The following is a 23,012-nucleotide window of genomic DNA, read 5'->3' on the forward strand; positions in this document are numbered from 1 at the left end:
GTTGCGACGAGGGAGGCTTAAGAAACCATGTCCGACCATTACTCGGATCGCGACGTCCAGCGCGAGGTCACCGATCTGGAGCAGAAGTCCGCGACCGCGACCCGCCTCTTCGACATCCGCCTCATGATCGGCGGCCTGTTCGTGATCTACGGCATCATCGTCACGATCGCCGGCATCACCGTCTCCGACGCCAACCTCGCCAAGGCCGGTGGCGTCAACATCAACCTCTGGACGGGGCTCGGCATGCTGGCCCTGGGCGTGCTCTTCCTGCTGTGGCTGTGGCTGCGGCCACTTGCGCCGCCACTGCCGCCGGTGTCCGAGGACGAGGGGGCGCCGCAGTAACGTCCGCGTACGGGGCCGGCGTCTCGCAGGGGATTCCGGCCCCGTACGGCTGTGCGGGCTGCTCGGAGCCTCGACCGGGCCGCCCGGTCGCCCCCCGTCTGATCTGCGCGGAGAATGACAAGAGCGGGAGCGTGGGCGCCGCTCGCCAGGCAGCCCGCGGCCACGGCGTCGGCAAGGGTGGTGGTGACCTGCCGACGAGGTGGCGATGATGCCGACGTGGCGACTGCGGGACTTCCGCGACGACGATCTCGACCGCGCCATCCAGATCTGGGACCAGGACCGGCAGACCCACGATTCGCCTCCCGTGTTCCCCGTCTCCGAGGTCATGGCCACGGCCCGGACCGGCGGGCCCGCGGTGGTCGCGGTGGTCGGTGACGATCTGGTGGGCATGGCGGTGGCGCAGGCCCAGGGCGACCGGGCCTGGATCACGCTGGTGGCGCTCGCGGGGAACTGGCGCAGCCGTGGGATCGGCAGCGCCCTGATCGCCGAGCTCGAGCGGCGCCTGCGCACCCAGGGGATACGCCGGATCGGCGCGCTACTGGCTCCGGGGGCCACCGGAACCGCGGCCCTGGAGAACTCCGGCTACCGGACCCGCGACAGGCTGATCTTCTACGAGAAGGTCGAGCATCTCGGTGCGAGCGACGCCGGTCTCCTCGCCGAGCTCGGCGGGCGAGTCCAGCCCAAGGGACTCTGGGGCTCCCTCGCGGGGATGGAGCGGGAGAAGGAAGCCATCGAGCGACGGATCGTGCTGCCGCTGGCCGAGCCCGCGCTGGCCGACCGATACGGGGTCAGGCCGCCGAAGGCGGTCGTCCTCTTCGGCCCGCCGGGCACCGGCAAGACCAGCTTCGCGAAGGCCGTCGCCTCCCGGTTGGAGTGGCCGTTCGTGGAGCTCTTCCCCTCCCGGCTCGCCGCGGGAGCCGGGGGCCTGGCCACCTCGCTGCGGGAGACGTTCACCGATCTGGCCGGCCTGGAGACCGTTGTCCTGTTCATCGACGAAGTCGAGGAAATCGCCGGCGTCAGGTCCGGCGTGGCCGTCGACCCCGGCCACGGCGTCACCAACGAACTGCTCAAGCTGATCCCCGGATTCCGTGACCACGACGACCGTCTGCTGATCTGCGCCACCAACTCCGTCCGCTCCCTGGATCCGGCGTTCCTGCGCCCGGGCCGGTTCGACTACGTCATCCCGGTCGGTCCCCCCGATCCGGTCGCCCGGGAAGCGATCTGGCGGCGCTACTTGGGTCCCGCCGGCGGGGTCGAGCTGCACCGGCTGGTGGAGGCCAGCGAGATGTTCACCCCCGCCGACATCGAGTTCGCCGCCCGCAAGGGTTCCCAAGCCGCCTTCGAACGCGAAGTCACCGGCCGCGAGGGCGCACCGGCCGACACCGAGGACTACCTCGCCGCCATCGCCGACACCCGTCCCTCCCTCACCGCCCAGGCGCTCACCGAGTTCGGAGAAGACATCGAGCACCACGTGCGCATGTGATGCCGGATTCTCCCCAGCGCTCGACCGCCTCGGTCGAGCACGGATTCTCCCGGGCGGCTCGACCGCCTCGGTCGAGCCGCCCGGGAGCACGCCGACGAAAACCTGCCCGCCGTCTGCTTCGCCGGTTTCGACCGACCTCAATAAGGATCAGAGCCCGCTGCATCCTCCGTACCCCCGGACGACGCCGGCACCGGCCCCGCCCGTTCCAGCAACCCCGTCCGCGCCGCCAGTGCCGCCGCCTCCAACCGCGACCCCACCCCCAGCTTCATCAGCACCCGCTGGACATGGGTCCGGGCCGTCGACGGAGCGATCCCCATCCCGGCGGCGATGAGGCGCGTGTCCTCGCCGTCCGCCACCCGGACCAGAACCTCGACCTCTCTCGGGGTGAGCATCTGGAGCAGGCGTTGGCCCTCGTCGTCCGGCTGGGCGGCGGGGTTGAGGAGTTCGCTGAAGGCGCCCTGCAACAGCTGCGGGGCGACCGCCGCCTCGCCCGCCCTCGCCTTCATGATCGCGCGCTCGACGCCCTCTATGCGTTCGTCATGGCGTACGTAGCCCGAGGCGCCGGCGGCGAAGGCTGCCGCGATGCCACGCGGGTTCGGTACCGGGCCGAGGACAAGGACCGCCACCTGCGGGCGCTCCCGTTTGATCTTCACCACCGGGTCGAAGATCCCCGGCTCGGCCGGTGTCGCCGTGCCGATCAGGCACACCTCGGGTGCCCGTGTGATCACCAGCTCCGCCGCTCCCGCGGCGGGCGCCGCCGCGGCGAGCACCCGGTGCCCCCGCAGCTTCAAGGCCGAGGCCAACGCCTCGGCGAGCAGTCGGTGGTCGTCGACCACCATGAGCCGCACTCCCATCAGGCAACCCCCCAGTCCCCCCAAGCATCCCCACTGGTTCCCCGTGGATTAGGAGCCCCCCGGCTCTCCATCCCCCGGAAGCTACACGCTTGTTCGACGTTGCGCTTCCCCTACTGGAGAGAAGTGCCCCGGAATATCAAAATCCCTCCCTTTCGGGAGTGATGAGGGGTACGCGAACGACCCCGCCCCTGAGCAGGGATCCTGCACCAGGGGCGGGGTCGTTCACAACGGCGCGTTCACCTGCTGAGCGCCGTGCGCGATCAGCGCGTGCCGAAGGCGATCGCCAGGTACTCCTTGTCGTCCGAGGCAGAGAGCTTGTGGGCGTAGACCGCGGACATGTACAAGTGACCGTCCTTGTAGAGGATCTCGGCGTACTCCGGGAGCATGCTGGTCTCCGCGTCGCGGACCGCCTCGGTCGCCGGGTTCTCCAGGAGCTTGGTCTCCTTGAACGAGGTGCCGTCGATGGTGACGATCTGCCCGCCCTTGTCGTACGGCGGACGCTTGTACGCCAGGATGTTGCCGCCATCCATACGCAGCGGGGTGATGGTGTAGCCGTCACCCGCGTCCGCGCGCTGGCCGGTCTGCTTTCCGGTGGCCAGGTCGAAGGCGACGATCTCGTTGGTCTGGCTGTACTCGCCGGTGCCGTCGTGCTCCTCGGTCGGGATGTAGAGCTTGTCGTTGCCGACGGCGAGCGAGGAGCAGTACTCGATCCTGGTGATCCCGTCGCACCGGGCGGCGTACGTCTTGCCGGGCGCCGAGATCTTCGCACGCAGCTTGCCGGTCTTGTTGTCGATGGAGAAGAAGTCCGAGATGCCGCTGCCGTCGCCGGCGGAGTCGCCGACGTCTGCGGCGACGACCAGCGGGTTGGTCGACACGACGCTCGCGTACTCGATGCCGGGCGACATCTTGTACTCCGAGAGCACCTTCCCGGACTTCGGGTCGATGGTCTGGATGTGCAGCTGACGGGTGCTGCCGTACTCACCGCACTTGCGGACCGCGACCAGCTTGTCGCCGCCGCCGTATCCGGAGTCGTAGCACCTGTCCGTCGGCTTCGGCGCCCACAGTTGCTTGCCGCTGGAGATGTCGAACGCGGCGCCGCCGCTGGTGCTGCCCGCGGCGACCGTGTTCGCGCTCACCGTGACGTTGTCGAGGCTGACCAGCTGGTCACCGGACTTGACCGTCTTGGTCCACAGCTTCTTGCCGATGTCGAGGTCGAGGGCCGCGAGCTGGCTGCAGCCGTGCGACGGCTCCGCCTTGGTCGGCATGGCGGGCTCGTAGATGATCGCCGTCCGGTTGAACTCGGTGCTGTGGCGGCTGGCCTGGCACACCGGGCCGGGGAGCTTGATCGTCCAGAGCTTGGCGCCCGAGTCGGGGTCGTAGCCGTTGATCTCGGCATTGCCGCTCTTGGCGTACACCTTGTCGGTGAGCCAGGAGCCGACGGTGGTCACGCTGCTGTCGTCCTTCACGGCGGGCGCGGGCACCTGGAACAGCAACTTGGAGGTGGTGTTGGACGGCACCTTCTCCTTGCCGTTGGAACCGCTGGTCTTGCCGCCGTCCTTGCCGCCGGTGCCGCCGCTCGTACCGGACGAGTTGTTCTTGCCGTCGTCCTTGCCGGAGGAGTTGGCGTACCAGACCCCGCCGCCGATGATCAGCGCTACGGCGACCACAGCCGCCACGATGATGACCAGCTGACTGTTGAACTTCCGCCCGCCGCCCTGGGCAGACTGCGGCTGCATCGGCATGGTCTGCTGCGGGGGGTAGCCGTACGGCGTCTGCTGCGCGCCGTACTGCGGCTGCTGGCCCGGGTAGCCGTAGCCGGGCTGGGCCGGGGGCGGCGTCTGCGGGTAGCCGTACGGCTGCTGCGGCGTGGCGGGCGGGGGCGACTGCGGAGCCGGGGGCGTCTGCGGGTAGCCGTAGCCGGGGCCCTGCGCGGGCGGCGGGGGCGTCGGGGCGCCGAAACCGCCCGGGGGCGTGTCCTGCGGGGCGCCGAAACCGCCGGGCGGCGGGTCCTGGGGCGCGCCGAAGCCGCCCTGCGGGGGCTGGTTCGGCGGTGGCGGGGGCGGCTGACTCATGACGTGTGTACCTCGGAATACGAAGGGATGGCGGGTCTGGACGAAAGGAGGACGAGGGTCACTTGCCGTAGGCCAGCATCAACTTCTCCTTCGACTCGTCATTGCCCGTCAGCCGGGTGGTGGAGATGTAGAAGCGCCCGTCGACGTAGTCGACCGCCTTCGAGAAGAAGCTGTTCTCGACGTCCGCGGTGCCCTGCGGCATCTGCAGCAGCTTCGTGGTCCTGTGGCTGCCGCCGTTCGTCGGGATCGACACGATCTGGCCACCGCCGTCGTACGACGGCTCGACGTACGCGACGAGGTTCGTGCCGTCCATCCGCATCGGCAGCATCGTCTCGTCCGCCGGGGACTTGACGCGCCACTTCTCCTTGCCGGTCTCCAGGCTGAACGCGACGATCTCGTTGGCGCCGCTCTTCGCCTCGGTCGGCAGATAAAGGGTGTTGGCGTCCGCGGCGGTGCCGAAGCAGCCGGCCAGGTCGCGGTTGAGGACGGCGTAGCCGCACTCGGGCGCGAAGGCGTCCTTGCTCTCCAGCTGCGAGCGGAGGTCACCGTTGTTCTTCAGCGTGGTGACGTTCACCCGCTTCTTGTCGTCATTGGTCATGTAGAGAACGACCGGATCGACGGAGTACGCGCGCTCGACCCGCCAGCCCTTGGGGATCTTCGTGGTCCACTTGGCCTTGCCGGTGGCCGGGTCCAGCTCCTGCACCTCGTCGTGCTCGGTGTCGGAGCCGACACCGCAGGAGGAGACGGCCAGCAGCTTGGGGCCGCCCGCGAACGCGGCCGGGTAGCAGCCCGAGCCGTACTTCCCCTTGTCCCACAGCTTCTTGCCGCTGGCGACATCGAACGCCGTACCGGACATCGAGCGGCCGACCGTCAGTGTGTCGCCGGTGATGGACAGCTCGACGGAGAGCGTGCTGTCGAAGAGGTCGCCGTCGGGGACCTTCCCGCTCCAGCCCTTGGCACCGGTGTCGAGGTCGATCTCCTGGAGCTGGTTGCACTTGGCGCTGTCGCTGGAGCCGCTCATGTACGCCACGAAGACCTTGTCGTCGGACGTCTTCTGCGGGGTGACCGCGCAGATCTTCTGGGGGAAGGTCAGCGCGTCCCAAGTGGGCTTGCCGTCCCCGACGTTGTAGGCGAAGACCTGCTTGTACGCCGCCTTCACCGCGGACTTGTCGGTGATCCACAGACCGGGGGCGTCGGCGCCGGAACCGGGAGCGTCGGGTGCCTGCTTGTACCAGAGCACCTTCGCCTCACCGGCCTGGCGGCCCGCGTTGAGGTCCTCGGGATCCTCCCCGCCGTTGCCGCTGCCGTCACCGGGGTTGACCGGGTCGTCGGAGGCGGAGGCCTTGGAGGTCGGGCTCTTGTCGGCGACCGGCTTCTTGCCGTCGTCACCGCCGCTGCTGACGGCCCAGACGGTGCCGCCGACGACGAGCAGCGCGGCCACCGCGGCGCCTATGATCACCGCGGGCCTGCCCTTGAAGGGGTTCTTGGAGCCGCCGCCGGGGAGCGGGGTGCCGGGCGCGCCCGGGTACTGCGCCTGGGGCGGGTATCCGTAACCGGGCTGCTGCGGCTGGCCGTAGGGGCCGGGCGGGCCGTACGGACCCGACTGCTGGGGCTGTGCGTACGGGCCCGGCTGGGCGTAGGGGCCGGCCTGCTGGGGGTATCCGTAACCGGGCTGCGGGGGGCCGGCGGGCGGAGCCTGCGGGGGCGCGGGGGCCTGGGGCGGCTGCGCCGGCGGAGGGGGCGTGCCCTGGGGCGTGTTGGCGGGGGGCGCGCCGAAGCCGCCCTGCGACCGCGGGTCCTGGGGCGCACCGAGGCCACCCGCCGGCGGCTGGTCCTGTGGTGCTCCGAAGCCGCCCTGCGGCGGCTGACTGGGCGGCTGACTCATCAGCGCTTCCCCCTCTTCACTGATGTGGCGCCCCACCCGGTGGCGCTGGACTCGCGCCGCTCCTGGTGGTTCTCAGACTGTTCTCAGACGGCTCTTTCTATCACTGTGGCGCCCATGAACAGGGGGCCGGTCCTTCCCCTGTTCCCAAGGGAGGACCGGCCCGTGATGCCGTCGTTACGCGCCTTCACGCGCCCTTCACGCGGGGCCCACGTCGGCGCTCGCGCGGGCCCATGTCAGGCTTCGCACGGCGCACTTGATGCATACGCGCCCTCTTGCGCGACCTGTCAGGCGTCCTCCGCCAGCTCCAGCCAGCGCAGCTCCAGGTTCTCGCGCTCCCCGGCCAACTCGCGCAACTCCGCGTCGAGTTTGGCGACCCGCTCGAAGTCGGTCGCGTTGTCGGCGATTTGGGCGTGCAGCTTGGTCTCCTTCTCGGAGATCTTGTCCAGCTGCCGCTCGATCTTCTGCAGCTCCTTCTTGGCCGCGCGGCTGTCGGCGGCGGAGGCGGACTTGCCGGCGGCCGGCGCGGAGGCGAGCACGGCGGCGGCCGCGACCTCCTCCATCTTCCTGCGCCGCTCCAGGTACTCGTCGATCCCGCGCGGCAGCATCCGCAGCGTGCCGTCGCCGAGCAGCGCGAAGACGTTGTCCGTCGTCCGCTCGATGAAGAACCGGTCGTGGGAGATCACGACCATCGACCCGGGCCACCCGTCGAGCAGGTCCTCCAGCTGCGTCAGCGTCTCGATGTCGAGGTCGTTGGTGGGCTCGTCGAGGAAGAGGACGTTGGGCTCGTCCATGAGGAGCCGCAGGAGCTGCAGCCGTCGACGCTCTCCACCGGAGAGGTCCCCGACCGGCGTCCACTGCTTCTCCTTGTTGAAGCCGAAGGTCTCGCAGAGCTGCCCCGCGGTCAGCTCGCGGCCCTTGCCGAGGTCGACCCGGTCGCGGACGGCCTGGACGGCCTGCAACACGCGCCAGTTCGGGTCGAGTTCGGCGACTTCCTGCGAGAGGTAGGCGAGCTTGACGGTCTTGCCGGTGACGATCCGCCCGGCGGCGGGTTGCTTCTCCCCCTCGCTGCGGGCGGCCTCGGCCAGGGCCCGCAGGAGCGAGGTCTTGCCGGCGCCGTTCACGCCGACCAGGCCGACGCGGTCGCCGGGGCCGAGGTGCCAGGTCAGGTGCTTGAGCAGCACCTTCGGGCCCGCCTGGACGGTCACGTCCTCCAGGTCGAAGACGGTCCTGCCGAGCCGCGAGCTGGCGAACTTCATCAGCTCGCTCTTGTCCCGGGGCGGCGGCACGTCCGCGATCAGCTCGTTGGCGGCCTCTACGCGAAAGCGCGGCTTGGAGGTGCGTGCGGGCGCCCCTCGCCGCAGCCAGGCCAGCTCCTTGCGCACGAGGTTCTGCCGCTTGACCTCCTCGGTGGCGGCGATGCGCTCGCGCTCGGCGCGCGCGAAGACGTAGTCGGAGTAGCCGCCCTCGTACTCGTACACCGCGCCCTTCTGCACGTCCCACATGCGGGTGCAGACCTGGTCCAGGAACCACCGGTCGTGGGTGACGCAGACGAGGGCCGAACGCCGCTCGCGCAGATGCTGCGCGAGCCAGGCGATGCCTTCCACGTCCAGGTGGTTGGTGGGCTCGTCGAGGATGATCAGGTCCTGCTCCTCGATGAGCAGCTTGGCGAGGGCGATGCGGCGGCGCTCGCCGCCGGAGAGGGGGCCGATGACGGTGTCCAGTCCCTGCGGGAAGCCGGGCAGGTCCAGCCCCCCGAACAGCCCGGTCAGTACGTCCCTGATCTTGGCGTTGCCCGCCCACTCGTGGTCGGCCAGGTCGCGGATGACCTCGTGGCGGACGGTGGCCGTGGGGTCGAGGGAGTCGTGCTGTGTCAGCACTCCCGTGTGCAGGCCGCCGGAGTGCGTGACACGGCCGGTGTCTGCCTCCTCCAGCTTGGCGAGCATCCGGATGAGGGTGGTCTTGCCGTCGCCGTTCCGGCCGACCACGCCGATGCGGTCGCCCTCGCTGACGCCGAGGGAGACCCCGTCGAGCAGTGCACGGGTGCCGTACACCTTGCTGACGGACTCGACATTGACCAGGTTGACGGCCATTTCTCTCCTGACAAGGGGGACGATCGACCCTCAAGGGTAGTCCGCGCGGTACGGGGGCCGAGCCGTGAGGCTCTTCGCCCCCTCCACCCCTGCCCGTCCCGTACCTGGGGGCCGCCGCCCCCGGACCCCCGCCAAAGGATCGCGCAGTTCCCGGAGCCCTTCAGCGGGGTCTGGGCACCGTCCGGCGTCAGGACAGGCGCTGGCGTGGGCTCAGGGCCGACGCCGGGGCCAGGGGGCGGCCCTGGCCGGTGCCCTGGCCGCGCGGTCGTCGACCGGCATGTCGGCACGCAGGAGGCTCTCGGGGATGAGGACGGCCGCGGTGACGCCGCCGTTATACCCGGGCCGACCGCTCGGTCACACCGCTGCGTGCGTCAGAGCACGGTCGCGCCCGGCGCCGGGCTCTCGGTGACCCGTACGGAGCGGCAGGTGCCCGAGGCGAGCAGGGCCTCGGCGACCGTCTTCGCGGACTCGGCACCCGGCACGAGGAAGGCCGTGGTCGGGCCCGAGCCGGAGACCAGCGCGGCGAGGGCGCCGGCCGCGCGGCCCGCGTCGAGGGTGTCGGCGAGGGCCGGGAAGAGGGAGAGCGCGGCGGGCTGGAGGTCGTTGGAGACCGCGGCCGCGAGAGCGTCTGCGTCCCCCTTCCTCAACGCGTCGAACAGCTCCTGCGAGGCGACGGGTTCAGGGATCCGCACACCCTCGTTCATCCGGTCGAACTCCCGGAAGACGGCCGGCGTCGACAGCCCCCGCTCGGCCATCGCGAAGACCCAGTGGAAGGTTCCGCCGACCTCCAGCGCCCGCAGCTGCTCGCCCCGGCCGACGCCGAGCGCCGCCCCGCCCACCAGGCTGAACGGCACATCGCTGCCCAACTCGGCACAGATGTCGAGGAGTTCGACGCGTGAGGCGTTCGTGCCCCACAGCGCGTCACAGGCGAGGAGCGCACCGGCCCCGTCCGCACTTCCGCCCGCCATACCGCCGGCGACGGGGATGTCCTTGGCGATGTGGATGTGCACGGCGGGGTCGAGGCCGTAGCGCCGGGCGAGTTCGAGGGCCGCGCGGGCCGCCAGGTTCGTACGGTCCAGGGGCACTTGCGCGGCGTCCGGACCCGCGCAGGTGATGCGCAGTTCCTCGGCGGGGGTCACGGCCACCTCGTCGTAGAGGCCGACCGCGAGGAAGACATTGGCCAGGTCGTGGAAGCCGTCGGGGCGGGCGCCGCCGACCGCCAGCTGGACATTGACCTTGGCGGGGACGCGTACCGTCACGCTCACTTACTGCGACTCCTTGTGCTCGGCGATACGCGCGAACTCCTCGACCGTCAGGGACTCCCCGCGCGCCTGCGGCGAGACACCCGCGGCGACGAGCGCGGCCTCCGCGGCGGGTGCGGATCCGGCCCACCCGGCGAGGGCGGCGCGCAGCGTCTTGCGCCGCTGGGCGAATGCGGCGTCGACCACGGCGAAGACCTCGCGCTTCGTGGCCGTGGTCTTGATCGGCTCGGTCCGGCGGACGAGCGACACGAGCCCGCTGTCCACGTTGGGCGCCGGCCAGAAGACATTCCGCCCGATGGCGCCGGCCCGCTTGACCTCGGCGTACCAGTTCGCCTTCACGGACGGGACGCCGTACACCTTCGAACCGGGCGCGGCCGCGAGCCGGTCGGCGACCTCGGCCTGCACCATCACGAGCGTGCGCTCGATGGTCGGGAAGGTGTCGAGCATGTGCAGCAGGACGGGTACGGCGACGTTGTACGGGAGGTTGGCGACCAGCGCGGTCGGCGCGGGCCCGGGGAGTTCCTGTACGTGCATCGCGTCGGAGTGCACGAGCGCGAAACGCTCCGCGCGCTCCGGCATGCGAGCCGCCACGGTCGACGGCAGCGCCCCCGCGAGCACGTCGTCGATCTCCACCGCGACGACCCTGTCGGCCACCTCCAGCAGGGCGAGTGTCAGCGAGCCGAGCCCGGGGCCCACCTCCACGACCACGTCGTCGGGCCGCACGTCCGCGGTGCGCACGATGCGGCGCACCGTGTTCGCGTCGATCACAAAGTTCTGGCCGCGCTGCTTGGTGGGCCGCACGCCGAGGGCACCCGCGAGTTCGCGGATGTCGGCGGGGCCCAGGAGGGCGTCGGGGGTGGGGCTGGTCACGGAGCAAGGGTACGGGTGTGACGGGCCGGGGGGTGTTTTCGCCCCCTCCACCCCCGCCCGTCCCGTCCCTGGGGGCTGCGCCCCAGACCCCCTGAAAGATTGCGCAGTTCCCCGCGCCCCGAAAAGGGGCGGAGGGGGCGAATGAACCTCGCGGCCTCACCCCCGCAGCCGGCCCCCGCAATGCGGCCAAGGGCTCGCTCCCCGCCGCACATACAGCTTCTTCGCACGGAAGGTCTGCTCGGCGACGGAGGCGTCCTGGGGGCGCCCGGAGCCGCCGAGGGAATGCCAGGTGCGGGTGTCGAACTGGTACAGGCCGCCATATGTGCCGGACGGATCCACGGCCTCCGGCCGCCCACCGGACTCGCACGCCGCGAGACCGGACCAGTTCAGATCGTCGACCCCGCCGAAGGACGTCGGATGCGGCTTCGTACCGACCTTCACCAGCTGCGTCCGCGGCTCGCGCACCACCTCGGAGTCGAGCGGCCGCGGCTTCTCCGCGACGCCGTTGACGGTCCGGAGCGCGTACGTGACGCGCCGCGCCCCCGGCTGACCGGCACGCTCGACGACCTCCGTGCCCCTGAACAGCAAAGGATCCTGAGTCCGCCGCACCTCGAACGGAATCGGCTCGTCGCGGACCTCCCTGCCCCCGGTGACCCGCATCACGGTGACCGTCTGCCCGTCGCGCGGGAAGCTCCAGGGCGCCACGGAGGTGGTGTCCTGCCCGTGCAGGGTGATCCCGGCCTCCTCGACGGCCTCACGGACGCTCGCCGCGTTCGTACGGATCGTCCGCGCCCGCCCGTCCGCCATGATCGTCACCGTGCGCTCGGTACGGACGTCCAGCGCGAGGCCCTGGCGGCCGATCCGCTGGGAGCGTGACGTCGACAGGTACGCGCCTTCCGCACGCACTCCGAGCTGTCTGAGCGCCCCGTCCACCGTGTGCGCCGTCGTCCAGACCTTGTGCCGCTGTCCGTCGAGGGTGAGGTGTACCGGCCGCCCGTGACGCACCGCGACCTCGTCGCCGCTGGTGATCGCCGTGCCGGGCGCGGGCGCGACGACGTCGTGCGTCCCGACATCGACCCCCTCGTCGGCGAGCAGTTCGCCGACGTCGTCCGCGAAGGTGTGCAGGGTGCGCGGCTTCCCGTCGACGCTGAGCTCGATCGCCTTGTCGTTGGCGACGAACGCGGAGGTGCCTCCGGCCAGGAAAGCCACGACCAGCGCCTGCGGGAGCAGTCGCCGCAGAGGGTCGGGGCGCTCGGCGGCGCGCTTGCGCCGCGCCGCGCGCCGGGCCTCGGCTCGGCCGCCGGGCGCGGGCGGCGCCCCGTCCGGCTGCCCCTGCCGGGGCAGCCGGGGTTCCGTCGGCGCCTGCGCCTCGGCCACCCGGGCCACCTCGTACGCGGGCCGGTAGGTGTCCGGGTGGCCGAGGCCGTCCGACGGCTCGAAATCCCCGCACGACGTCCCCGTCGCACCAGGGAATCCAGCGACACCGGCGCTCCCGGCGACAGTGGTGTCACCAGCGGCACCCGTGGGTCCATACGTCTCGTACTGCGAGCTGCTCACGACGACACGCTCCAGAAGTCCGGATCAGGCGACCAGAACCTAGCGGAGCGATCGCCGCTCTCCCAAGCAACGTGACTACGCTGTGTCGCGACACTCCCCTGAGGTGCGCCCCGGAAGAACCCCTGGAACCGTTATCCGTCAGTAATCGAAAGCGCGCGCCGTGTTCGCGGAGATCGAGGTCGCCAGCGCATCCTCGTCGATGCCCCGTACAGCCGCCATCGCGCGCACCGTGACCGGAATGAGATACGGCGCGTTAGGCCGTCCGCGGTACGGAGCGGGTGTCAGGAAGGGCGCGTCGGTCTCGACGAGGACGAGTTCCAGGGGCGCCACGGCCAGCGCGTCACGCAACGGCTGGGCGTTCTTGAAGGTCATGTTGCCGGCGAAGGACATGAAATACCCGGCGCGGGCGCAGATCCCGGCCATCGCGGCGTCGCCGGAGTAGCAGTGGAAGACGGTCCGCTCGGGCGCGCCCTCCTCCTTGAGGATGCGCAGCACGTCGGTGTGGGCGTCGCGGTCATGGATGACCAGGGCCTTGCCGTGCCGTTTGGCGATCTCTATGTGAGCGCGGAAGGACCGCTCCTGCGCGGCCTTGCCCTCGGGTCCCGTACGGAAGTGATCGAGCCCGGTCTCGCCCACGCCCTTGACCTGGGGAAGGGCGGCGAGCCGGTCGATCTCCGCGAGCGCCTCGTCCAGCGCGGCGTCTCCGCCCGGCTGTCGCGCGCCCTGCCGGGACCAGCCGTCGGGGTCGCCGTGCACGATCCGGGGCGCTTCGTTGGGGTGCAGCGCGACGGTCGCGTGCACGGCGTCGTACTCGGCCGCCGTCTGCGCTGCCCAGCGCGAGCCGTTCACGTCGCAGCCGACCTGCACGACGGTCGTCACGCCGACCGACGCGGCCTTGGCGAGGCCCTCCTCGACCGTGCCGGACTGCATGTCGAGGTGGGTGTGCGAGTCGGCGACAGGCACCCGGAGGGGGTCCGGCAGCGGTGGGGCTTCAGCGTGGGAAGGCATGCCCCGATCCTACGAAGGGGGCATGCCCGACCTCACCTCGCGGGGAGCCGGGAGGCCATTCCACCGGGCCGCCGGGACGGCCGACGCGCGAATCGACCCGCCGTCCGGCGGATCAGCCCGCCTTGCGGTGGTGGAAGGGGTGCAGGAGATCGGAGAGATGCCAGTGGTGGGACTCATGGGGCTCGCGGGGCTCTTCGACCGCCGTCTCGGGCGCCTCCGCCCGGGGCTCGGGCTGCCGTGCCGACACCGTCCGCTGCTGAGAGTTCCGCGCCGAGGACACCTGTCCCGGACGCATGATGCGCACCACATGGCTGTCGCAGTTCTGGCAGGTGGGCCGGCTCAGCGGCGACGGCACGACCCGGCCGTCGGCCACATACATGACGAACTCGTTGCCCTCGGCGTCGAGGTGGTGCTCTATCTCGTACGACTGCTCCCAGCCGTCCCCGCAGCGCATGCAGGCGAAGGAATACGACTCGTTGACAACGGCGGTCGCCGCACCGCGGTGGCCGGTCTGCCCTGCGATCTCACTCATGCCAGCTCCTGCTGTCCGCTGGACAAGCGCCCCCGCGTACGGGGGCGAGGGACGGGTACGTCCCTTCAACCAGTGGACGCTTCTCCCGGCGCGAACGCATCAGGTCTGTCGACTATTGGAGTCGTTTTGGGCGTTCCTTGTCGGAAGGCGCTCGCCGCCCGGTCTGAGCTTTGCCTTTCCCCACCGTCCTTTGCCCTTCTATGGGGCGCCTCGCGCTGCATTCTTTGCCGCGACGACCGCATCGAAGACGTCGCGCTTGGGAATTCCCGCCTCCGCGGCGACGGCCGCGATCGCCTCCTTGCGCCGCTCCCCCGCCTCCTCGCGCACCTGCACCCTGCGCACCAGCTCGGCGGCGTCCAGTTCCTCGGCGCCCTTCTCGGCGGCGCCCTCGACGACGACGGTGATCTCACCGCGTACGCCCTCGGCGGCCCAGGCGGCCAGCTCGCCCAGCGGGCCGCGCTTGACCTCCTCGTACGTCTTCGTCAGCTCGCGGCAGACGGCGGCGCGCCGTTCCGTCCCGAAGACCTCGGCCATCGCGGCAAGGGTGTCGTCGAGCCGGTGGGGCGCCTCGAAGTAGACGAGGGTGCGCCGCTCGTCGGCGACCTCGCGCAGCCGCGACAGGCGCTCGCCCGCCTTCCTGGGCAGAAATCCCTCGAAGCAGAAGCGGTCGACGGGCAGCCCGGACAGCGCGAGCGCGGTGAGCACGGCGGAAGGGCCGGGTACGGCGGTGACCTTGATGTCCTTCTCGACGGCGGCCGCGACCAGCCGGTACCCGGGGTCGGAGACGGACGGCATCCCCGCGTCGGTCACCAGCAGCACCCGCGCCCCGCCGGCCAGCGCCTCGACGAGCTCCGGCGTACGGGCCGCCTCGTTGCCCTCGAAGTACGACACGACGCGCCCGGCGGGCTGCACGCCGAGGGCCTGGGTGAGCCGCCGCAGCCGCCGGGTGTCCTCGGCGGCGACGACGTCGGCCCCGGCCAGTTCGGCGGCCAGCCGTGGCGGCGCGTCCGAGATGTCGCCGATGGGAGTGCCTGCCAACACAAGGGTTCCTGTCACGGTTCCATCCTCGCAGGGCCCAGGCACGGGACTCCCACAGACGTGTTCCCTACGATGGCGCGGTGACCAGTACCGCGTCCTCCACGGACACCCGGCAGGGCCAGGCCGCCCAAGAGCAGCGGCCGTCGTGGCAGCAGCGGCTGCGCCGCTTCGGATACACGGCGCCGCCCAGAAGTGATGTCCGCGACCGGCTCGTGCCCCCATATGCCGAGCCCAGCCCTCGCATCTGGGCCACGATCGGGCTGCGCCACGAGGTCGCCGAGCGCATCACGCGCTGGTCGGGCTGGGGCGGCCCGCTCCTGGTGACGCTGCTCGCCGGGCTGCTGCGGTTCTGGAACCTGGGCAGCCCGAAGGCGGTGATATTCGACGAGACGTACTACGCCAAGGACGCCTGGGCGCTCATCCACCGCGGATACGAGGTCAACTGGGCGAAGGACGCCAACGACCTGATCCTGCAGGGCAACGGCCATGTGCGGATCCCGACCGACGCCGCCTATGTGGTGCACCCGCCGGTCGGCAAGTACGTCATCGGGCTCGGCGAGTGGATGTTCGGGTTCAACCCGTTCGGCTGGCGGTTCATGACGGCGCTGCTCGGCACGCTCTCGGTGCTGCTGCTGTGCCGGATCGGGCGCCGGCTGTTCCGCTCGACGTTCCTCGGCTGCCTCGCGGGCGCACTGATGGCGGTCGACGGCCTGCACTTCGTGATGAGCCGTACCTCGCTGCTCGACGGCGTGCTGATGTTCTTCGTGCTGGCGGCCTTCGGCTGCCTGGTGGTCGACCGCGACAAAGCGCGGGCGAGGCTGGCGGCGGCGCTGCCCGCCGACGCCGACGGAGTCGTCCGTCCCGACGCGCACATCGCCGAGACGACCCGCCTCGGCTGGCGTCCCTGGCGCTGGGGGGCCGGTCTGCTGCTGGGCCTGGCCATCGGCACCAAGTGGAACGGCCTCTACATCCTCGCCGCGTTCTGTGTGATGGCGGTCCTGTGGGACGCGGCCTCGCGCCGGGTCGCGGGCGCCCGCCGCCCGTACCTGGCGGCTCTCAAGCACGACACAGGCATCACGTTCCTGGCGACGGTCCCGGTCGCCCTGGCCGTGTATCTCTTCTCCTGGATCGGCTGGATCCTCTCCCCCGACAACGGCAAGGGCGGCTACTTCCGCAACTGGGCGGTGACGGACGGCAAGGGCGGCAGCTTCACCTTCCTCCCCGACTGGCTGCGCAGCCTGTGGCACTACGAGCACGAGGTGTACGAGTTCCACGTCGGCCTCTCGTCCCCGCACACCTACCAGTCGAACCCGTGGAGCTGGATCGTCCTGGGCCGCCCGGTCTCGTACTTCTACGAGTCCCCGCTGCCCGGCAAGGACGGCTGCCCCACCGACGCGGGCGGCAAGTGCGCCCGCGAGGTGCTGGCGCTCGGCACCCCCCTCCTGTGGTGGGCGGCCTGCTTCGCGATCGCCTATGTGCTCTGGCGCTGGGCGTTCCGCCGCGACTGGCGCGCGGGCGCCATCGCCTGCGGCATCGCGGCCGGATACCTCCCCTGGTTCATGTACCAGGAGCGCACGATCTTCTTCTTCTACGCCGTCGTCTTCGTCCCGTTCCTGTGCCTGGCCGTCGCGATGATGATCGGCGCGATCCTCGGCCCACCCGGCGCGGGCGAACGCCGCCGCGTCATCGGCGCGGCGGGCGCGGGCGTCCTGGTCCTGCTGATCGCGTGGAACTTCATCTACTTCTGGCCGCTGTACACGGGCACCGCGATCCCGATCGACCAGTGGCGGTCACGGATGTGGCTGGACACCTGGGTCTAGCTGGGCAGACGTAGCAAGGGGGCGCGGCAATCTGCCGCGCCCCCTCGGTCGTTATCGGCCGTTGGCGGTGGACGTTGGTCGCCCTCGCACGGCCCGAGGACGGCCCAGCTCCGGCCACCGGGAGATCTGCAGGCCCCTCAGTCAGTGCTTGTCGTCGCGTACGAGCAGGGTGACGGTCATCCCCGCCATCGATCGGCTCCAGGACGGCTTGTACCGGTTGCGCAGAACGTAGGCCTGGCCCTGGTTGATGGCATTGAACGGGTCCGGCTCGGCACCGTGGGCCAGGAGCCAGATGCGCTGCTCGCCCTTCAGGCACCGGTCCGGCACGGAGCAGTCGATCGCGTAGAGCTGGTTGATCTCCCTCGAAGCACTCTGCAGGAACACGTCGCGCATCTTGAGGCCGCGGGGCAGGTAGTACTGGACTCCGGTGTCGAGCTTCCACGAGTGCTCACGGTCGTACACGACGGCGTCCCCGGGCCGGTAGTGCTTCGCGATCAGGTCCGCCGCGGACCTGTAGTCGAGGGGGAGCTGGAGGATCGGGCCGTCGTGGTCGAACGGCTGTCGCACTTGTCTCTGGTCGAACAGGCTGAGGACGGCCAGCACCGCGAGGAGGGCCGTTGCAGCCTTCCAGGAGTGACAGGCTGCGCTGAGGCCGACGCCGGCGAGAAGGGCCCAGGCAGGGATGGTGAACAGCAGGTACACGGAGCGGAAGTAGGAGACGTCGCCCTGGGAGGCGAGCCACACGAGCACGGGGGGCAGGAGGGCCCAGACTGCGCACAGGAGCAGCGCAGCCCTGCGTGGCGAACGAGCCAGGAGAGCCAGGGCGATCAGCGCCCCGGTGCATGCTCCGGAGGCGAAGATGTCCCACCAGACGGAGAGGAGCGCCCACCCGTCGGGCACCGGAACCCAGCCCAGTTGGACGTTGACCTGGGACCGGCTGAGCAGGACGACCGGGGCGAGCAGGACGGCGACGGCCAGGAGGGCGAGGGCGGACTTCCACCACAGGGAGCGGTCACGCCGCGCGTGAGCCGCGAGCATGCAGGCGTGGGCTGCTACGACGGACAGCGCAATCACATGGAGCAGTCCTAGGCCGACAAGCGTGAGGGCGTATGCGGCCCAGCGCCACACGCTGCGAGGACGGTCGAGCACCTGGAGCAGCAGGAGGGTCGCGAGTGCTGCCAGGAGGGCCACCAAGGCGTAGCTGCGTGCCTCCTGAGCGTAGCGGCTCACGGCCGGAACGAGAGCGAAGAGAATTCCCGCGAGAATTCCCGCCCGCGGCCCGAAAAGCCGGTTACCGATGAGACTTAGGACGGACGCGGCTCCGGATGCGGCGAGAACCGAGGGAAGCCGCATGGAAATGACGGAATCGCCGAACAGATTCACCCACAGGTGCATCAGCAGGTAATACGTTCCGTGCACGGCATCGACATTGTGCAGAGTGGCAAGAATGTGCCCTGCATCGCGGGTCACCACGTCCCAGGTGATCAGTTCGTCGCGCCCCAGTACAGGAGCAGTCAGACCGTAACCGGTCACACCGAAGGTGAGGACGAATGGCCACAGCAGCAGCTGCGTCCGGTGCCTGCTCGGTACGGCCGCCTCTGCACTCTGGGTTGCTTCGCGTGGTGGGGGCAGCGGCGCGGTGGCTACCATCAAGATCTCCTGTGCACTGCAGTGGGAACCGCTCCCTTATACACGCGGGCCGGAGAATCAGGACGGCAGACAGGTCGAGCGTTCGCCTTGATGGGTGCAGAAACGAAAGATCCGTGAAAATAGTCTTGCTTCATATGATTGGTCGAATCGGCGATTCGGGGCTGAGCCTCTGAGTCAGGAATCCGTCAGACAGGGTTCCGGGCCGACACATACTGGGCGACCGAGACGCTTTCGCTTGTCACCTCCAGCCGATCCCTGCCCAGCAGGATCATCGAGTTGCCGGTCCAGACAAGCTCGTCCGCGATCCACCGCCGTGCGCGTTCGAGATCGCCCGGCTGGACGCGCACGAGGAGCGCGGCAGGTCGAGGCGGGACGGCGGCCGAGGGTTGGCCACCGTCAGAGGGTGAGCAGCCGGATCAGCAACACCGTCACCGTGCCCAAGGTGAACACCGACCCCAGCACGGTGAACAGCAGGTCGACCCCCCTCATGTCCCAGCCTTCGATCGCAAACCGGTGTGGGGCTTGCGGATCGTATTGGACCGTGACGCACGCCCCCACGCCGAAGGCGTCTCTGACGGCTCCACGGCCGAACCTGGATGAGTACTCGCACGTGCGCCCGTCCCGGGCCGTCCAGGCCGCGACCAGGTGGTAAAACGTGGCGCCTTCGTCGTCCCGCCTGACCTCGTGGCGGACGATCCGAGCCTCTGCCGTGACACCTGCGCGGCGGAGCGCGCCGGCACGGCGGAGGCCGTACACGCCGAAACCGAGGAAGACCGCGCCGATCGTCAGGGGGATGAAGGAGAAGAGCCATTCGCGTTCCATGTGGTACGCGACGCGTGCGCTGGGGTCTCGGTTGCGGTCGCGCGACGGGCTCCCCCGCGAGCGGGCTTCTGGCCCCTGTGCCTACCGGCACGCAATCCCCATCAATGAATGGCGTTCACGGATGTGACTCGACACTTGGGCCTAACGATTCGGAGAATGTCCGCCCCACGAGCCACACGCCCCACATAGGGTGCGGTGTAGACCAACTTTTCTGAACGCGTTCAGAAGTTCGGGAGAGGGCCACGGGGAGGGTTCGCGCAATGCGCAAGGGGGCAAAGGCAGCCGTCATCGGCAGTGTGTTCGCCGTGATGGTGGGGGGCGCCGGGTACGGCGCTTACAACGTGGTGACCGCGATCAGCGGGGACGGCGGCTCGGGCGCGTCCGGGGCCGCCGCCGTGAAGACCGGGCCGCCGAGCGGTGCGGAGGTCAAGGAGACCAGCCGGGCGTTCTTCGCGGCCTGGGAGAAGGGCGACGCGGCCAAGGCGGCGTCGTACACCAACTACGCGACAAACGCGGAAACCATGCTGGCCGGTTACCGCACCGACGCGCACCTCACCGATGTGCGGATCACGCCGGGCACGCCGTCCGGCGCGACCGTTCCGTTCTCGGTGAAGGCGAAGGTGTCGTACGACGGGAAGAGCAGGCCCTTCTCGTACGACTCCGAACTGACCGTCGTACGCGGGGACACCACCGGGAAGGCGCTGGTCGGCTGGAAGCCGTCCGTGCTCCACCCGGAGCTGAAGGACGGGGACACGCTCGTCACGGGCGAGTCGGCGAGTCCGGCGATCGAGGCCGTGGACCGCAACGACGTTGTCCTGACGAAGGAGAAGTACCCGTCCCTGGGGCCGATCCTGGACGCGCTGCGCGACAAGTACGGCGAGACGGCGGGCGGCACGCCCGGTATCGAGCTGGCGATCCGGCACGGGAGCGAGGACACCGGCGACACGACCCTGGTCACCCTCGCCAAGGGGCAGCCGGGCAAGGTGCGTACGACGCTCAGCGCGAGCGCGCAGGCCGCCGCGGAGAAGGCGGTCGTGCAGTACTCCGAGTCGTCCGTGGTGGCAGTGAAGCCGAGCACCGGTGAGGTACTGGCGGTCGCCAACCACCGCGAGGACGGGTTCAACGCGGCGTTCCTCGGCAAGCTGGCGCCCGGATCCACGATGAAGATCATCACCGCGGCGATGTTCATCGACAACGGCGTGACCACGATGAACGGCCCCGCGCCCTGCCCGGACACCGCGACCTGGCAGAGCCAGACGTTCCACAACCTCACGGGCATGCAGGCCAACGAGAACGCCAGCCTCGCCAACAGCTTCATGCGGTCCTGCAACACGGCCTTCGTGAAGCTCATCGACGGCACCGACAAGGCGCCGCTCACCGACGAGTCGCTCACCACCGAGGCGCAGACGCGGTTCGGCCTCGGCCAGGACAACTGGAAGACCGGCATTCCGTCCTTCGACGGCAGCGTCCCCGCCTCCGCCGGCTCGGACCGCGCGGCGAACGCGATCGGTCAGGGCCAGGTCCAGATGAGCCCGCTGAACATGGCGTCCGTGACGGCGACCGCCATCACCGGCACGTTCCGTCAGCCGGTCATCGTGCCGCTCAAGCTCGACGACCGCGTGCCCGCGCAGGCGAAGGGGCTGCCGATGAACACCGTCGCGCAGCTCAAGCAGATGATGCGGCTCACCGCGACGAGCGGCACCGCCACGCGTGTCATGGCCGGGCTGGGCGGTGACATCGGCGCCAAGACCGGCTCCGCCGAGGTCGACGGCCAGACCAAGTCCAACAGCTGGTTCACCGGTTACCGCAATGACGTCGCGGCCGCCGCGATGACCCAGGAGGGCGGCCACGGAGGGGACGCGGCCGGTCCGATCGTCGCAGCTGTGCTACGAACCGGTGGCTGAAGTCACCCCTCACGGGGCGGGACCCTAGGGTGGTGCTCTCGTTGAGCAGTTTGAGCAGCGTGAGGCACGGGGGCATCAGGGGACGGCGGAGGACTGGAAGCTGTGGGTAAGAGAAGGCGCGTCGCCGAGCGGCGGAAGACGAAGCAACCCGCCGTACTCGGCGGGGTGATCGCCGTGGTCGTCGCCGGCGGGGCGTTCGGCGCCTACAGCCTGTACGGCGGCGGCGCGGCGGCCGAGGACCGGGCGTCGACGACGGCCAACCACAAGGCCGTGAAGACGGGCCCGTTGTCGGCGACCGAAGTGCGCACGACGGCCGCCGCCTTCCTCACCGCCTGGCAGAGCGGCGACGTGGCCAAGGCGGCCGCCGCCACGGACGACTCGGCCGCCGCGACGACCGCGCTGACCGGGTACACCAAGGACGCCCACATCACCGGAGTGACGCTGACCAGCGGCACGCGCTCGGGCACCGCCGTCCCGTTCTCCGTCAAGGCCACCGTCACCTACAAGGGCAAGAGCAAACCGCTGACGTACGACTCGAAGCTGACGGTCGTCCGACGCGCCAAGGACGGCATCCCGCTGGTCGGTTGGAAGTCGTCCGTCGTCCACCCGGACCTCCAGGACGGCGACCGACTGGTCACCGGCGAGTCGGGCACGCCCCCGGTCACGGCCCTGGACCGCGATGGCGCGGAGTTGACCACCGCCAAGTACCCCTCCCTGGGCACGGTCCTCGACGGGCTGCGCGAGAAGTACGGCAAGACGGCCGGCGGCAAGGCGGGCATCGAGCTGCGCGTGGTCCGCAAGGCCGCGAAGAAGGCCGCCCAGAAGACCCCCGACAAGACCCTGGTGACGCTCAGCGAGGGCACCCCGGGGACCGTGAAGACGACGCTCAGCCCGACCCTGCAGGCCCTCGCCGAGGAGAAAGTGGCCGCCAAGGCGAAGGCGTCGGTGGTCGTGATGCGCCCCTCGACGGGCGAGATCCTCGCCGTCGCGAACACCGGCCACGGCTTCAACACCGCCTTCCAGGGCTCCCTCGCGCCCGGCTCCACGATGAAGGTCATCACGGCCTCGCTGCTCTTCGACAAGGGGCTGGCGTCGGCCGACAAGCCGCACCCGTGCCCCAAGACCGAGACGTACGGCGGCTGGAAGTTCCACAACGACGACGACTTCGAGATCAAGAACGGCACGTTCAAGGCGAGCTTCGCGCGGTCCTGCAACACCGCCTTCATCACCCAGGCGAAGAAGCTCGAGAACGACGACCTGACCAAGCAGGCCCGGCAGGTCTTCGGGCTGAGCATGAACAACTGGGCCATCGGCGTGCCGTCCTTCGACGGCTCGGTGCCGGTGCAGAGCGCCGCGCAGATGGCGGCGTCGCTGATGGGCCAGGGCGGGGTCCGGATGAACCCGCTGAACATGGCGTCGGTCGCCTCGACGGTCCAGGCGGGCAGCTTCCACCAGCCGTACCTGGTGTCTCCTACGGTGGACCACCGCACGTTGGCCACGGCGTCCCGCACCATGTCCGCGTCCACGCTCTCCCAGCTCCGCGAGGTCATGCAGTACACGGCCGCAGCCGGCACCGCCGCCGAGGCCATGTCCGGTCTCGGACCCGACTACGGCGCCAAGACCGGCTCCGCCGAGGTCGACGGCCAGGACAAGCCGAACGGCTGGTTCACGGCGTGGAAGGGCGACTTGGCGGCGGCGGGCGTCGTACAGCAGGGCGGGCACGGGGGTGACACGGCGGGGCCGATCGTGGCGGCGCTGCTGAAAGCCGGCAGCTAGGGCCTGTCGTTTGGATCAGGCCCCCGGCCGTCCAGTTGCGGGCGCCC

17 protein-coding genes are annotated in these 23,012 nt (G+C 70.3%); 5 read left to right on the forward strand and 12 right to left on the reverse strand.

The genetic code is table 11. The annotated features are described in order from the left end of the window. Positions 1-27: 27 nt before the first annotated feature. Positions 28-342, forward strand: coding sequence for a hypothetical protein (locus OG390_RS21395; RefSeq protein ID WP_406170149.1), 315 nt, complete (start codon positions 28-30; stop codon positions 340-342). 208 nt (positions 343-550) lie between these two features. Beyond that, on the forward strand, positions 551-1,825 hold the full coding sequence (locus tag OG390_RS21400; protein ID WP_406177781.1) for an ATP-binding protein: 1,275 nt from the start codon (positions 551-553) through the stop codon (positions 1,823-1,825). Between the two features lie 137 nt (positions 1,826-1,962). Here the strand turns inward: OG390_RS21400 and OG390_RS21405 are convergent, their stop codons facing one another. The 10 genes from OG390_RS21405 to rsmI all read right to left on the reverse strand — a co-directional run bounded on the left by OG390_RS21405 (position 1,963) and on the right by rsmI (position 15,011). Then, positions 1,963-2,679 carry a LuxR C-terminal-related transcriptional regulator gene (locus tag OG390_RS21405; RefSeq protein WP_406170151.1) on the reverse strand — a complete coding sequence of 239 codons (717 nt, stop codon included), beginning with the start codon at positions 2,677-2,679 and terminating at the stop codon, positions 1,963-1,965. Between the two features lie 260 nt (positions 2,680-2,939). After that, on the reverse strand, positions 2,940-4,751 hold the full coding sequence (locus tag OG390_RS21410) for a PQQ-binding-like beta-propeller repeat protein (protein ID WP_406170153.1): 1,812 nt from the start codon (positions 4,749-4,751) through the stop codon (positions 2,940-2,942). 58 nt (positions 4,752-4,809) lie between these two features. Continuing rightward, positions 4,810-6,636, reverse strand: coding sequence for a PQQ-binding-like beta-propeller repeat protein (locus tag OG390_RS21415; RefSeq protein WP_406170155.1), 1,827 nt, complete (start codon positions 6,634-6,636; stop codon positions 4,810-4,812). Between the two features lie 284 nt (positions 6,637-6,920). Continuing rightward, positions 6,921-8,726 carry an ABC-F family ATP-binding cassette domain-containing protein gene (locus OG390_RS21420; RefSeq protein ID WP_406170157.1) on the reverse strand — a complete coding sequence of 602 codons (1,806 nt, stop codon included), beginning with the start codon at positions 8,724-8,726 and terminating at the stop codon, positions 6,921-6,923. A 371-nt stretch (positions 8,727-9,097) separates the two neighbouring features. Next, positions 9,098-9,991: a 4-(cytidine 5'-diphospho)-2-C-methyl-D-erythritol kinase gene (locus tag OG390_RS21425; protein ID WP_406170158.1), complete on the reverse strand. Its 894-nt coding sequence runs from the start codon at positions 9,989-9,991 to the stop codon at positions 9,098-9,100. Further along, positions 9,992-10,858, reverse strand: coding sequence for a 16S rRNA (adenine(1518)-N(6)/adenine(1519)-N(6))-dimethyltransferase RsmA (gene rsmA / locus OG390_RS21430; protein ID WP_399086881.1), 867 nt, complete (start codon positions 10,856-10,858; stop codon positions 9,992-9,994). Between the two features lie 156 nt (positions 10,859-11,014). After that, positions 11,015-12,415 (reverse strand): ubiquitin-like domain-containing protein, encoded by a 1,401-nt coding sequence (locus tag OG390_RS21435; RefSeq protein ID WP_406170161.1) that lies wholly within the window; start codon positions 12,413-12,415, stop codon positions 11,015-11,017. Between the two features lie 138 nt (positions 12,416-12,553). Beyond that, positions 12,554-13,423, reverse strand: a complete 870-nt coding sequence (locus tag OG390_RS21440) for a TatD family hydrolase (protein ID WP_406170163.1) — start codon at positions 13,421-13,423, stop codon at positions 12,554-12,556. Between the two features lie 112 nt (positions 13,424-13,535). Next, positions 13,536-13,955: a hypothetical protein gene (locus OG390_RS21445; protein WP_406170165.1), complete on the reverse strand. Its 420-nt coding sequence runs from the start codon at positions 13,953-13,955 to the stop codon at positions 13,536-13,538. 198 nt (positions 13,956-14,153) lie between these two features. Then, positions 14,154-15,011, reverse strand: a complete 858-nt coding sequence (rsmI, locus tag OG390_RS21450; RefSeq protein WP_406170167.1) for a 16S rRNA (cytidine(1402)-2'-O)-methyltransferase — start codon at positions 15,009-15,011, stop codon at positions 14,154-14,156. A 62-nt stretch (positions 15,012-15,073) separates the two neighbouring features. Here rsmI and OG390_RS21455 point away from each other — a divergent pair, with 62 nt between their 5' ends. Further along, on the forward strand, positions 15,074-16,813 hold the full coding sequence (locus OG390_RS21455; RefSeq protein ID WP_406170169.1) for a dolichyl-phosphate-mannose--protein mannosyltransferase: 1,740 nt from the start codon (positions 15,074-15,076) through the stop codon (positions 16,811-16,813). A 141-nt stretch (positions 16,814-16,954) separates the two neighbouring features. Here the strand turns inward: OG390_RS21455 and OG390_RS21460 are convergent, their stop codons facing one another. Both OG390_RS21460 and OG390_RS21465 read right to left on the reverse strand, forming a co-directional pair. Beyond that, positions 16,955-18,463, reverse strand: a complete 1,509-nt coding sequence (locus OG390_RS21460) for a glycosyltransferase family 39 protein (RefSeq protein ID WP_406170171.1) — start codon at positions 18,461-18,463, stop codon at positions 16,955-16,957. A 396-nt stretch (positions 18,464-18,859) separates the two neighbouring features. Beyond that, positions 18,860-19,285 (reverse strand): DUF3592 domain-containing protein, encoded by a 426-nt coding sequence (locus OG390_RS21465; RefSeq protein WP_406170173.1) that lies wholly within the window; start codon positions 19,283-19,285, stop codon positions 18,860-18,862. A gap of 260 nt (positions 19,286-19,545) precedes the next feature. Here OG390_RS21465 and OG390_RS21470 point away from each other — a divergent pair, with 260 nt between their 5' ends. Together OG390_RS21470 and OG390_RS21475 are read left to right on the forward strand one after the other, a co-directional pair. Next, a complete protein-coding gene (locus OG390_RS21470; protein WP_406170175.1) occupies positions 19,546-21,189 on the forward strand; it encodes a penicillin-binding transpeptidase domain-containing protein in 1,644 nt (547 codons plus the stop codon). A 102-nt stretch (positions 21,190-21,291) separates the two neighbouring features. After that, positions 21,292-22,965: a penicillin-binding transpeptidase domain-containing protein gene (locus OG390_RS21475; RefSeq protein WP_406170177.1), complete on the forward strand. Its 1,674-nt coding sequence runs from the start codon at positions 21,292-21,294 to the stop codon at positions 22,963-22,965. Positions 22,966-23,012 lie beyond the last annotated feature (47 nt).

This window comes from Streptomyces sp. NBC_00996, assembly GCF_045162675.1.
Lineage (GTDB): Bacteria > Actinomycetota > Actinomycetes > Streptomycetales > Streptomycetaceae > Streptomyces.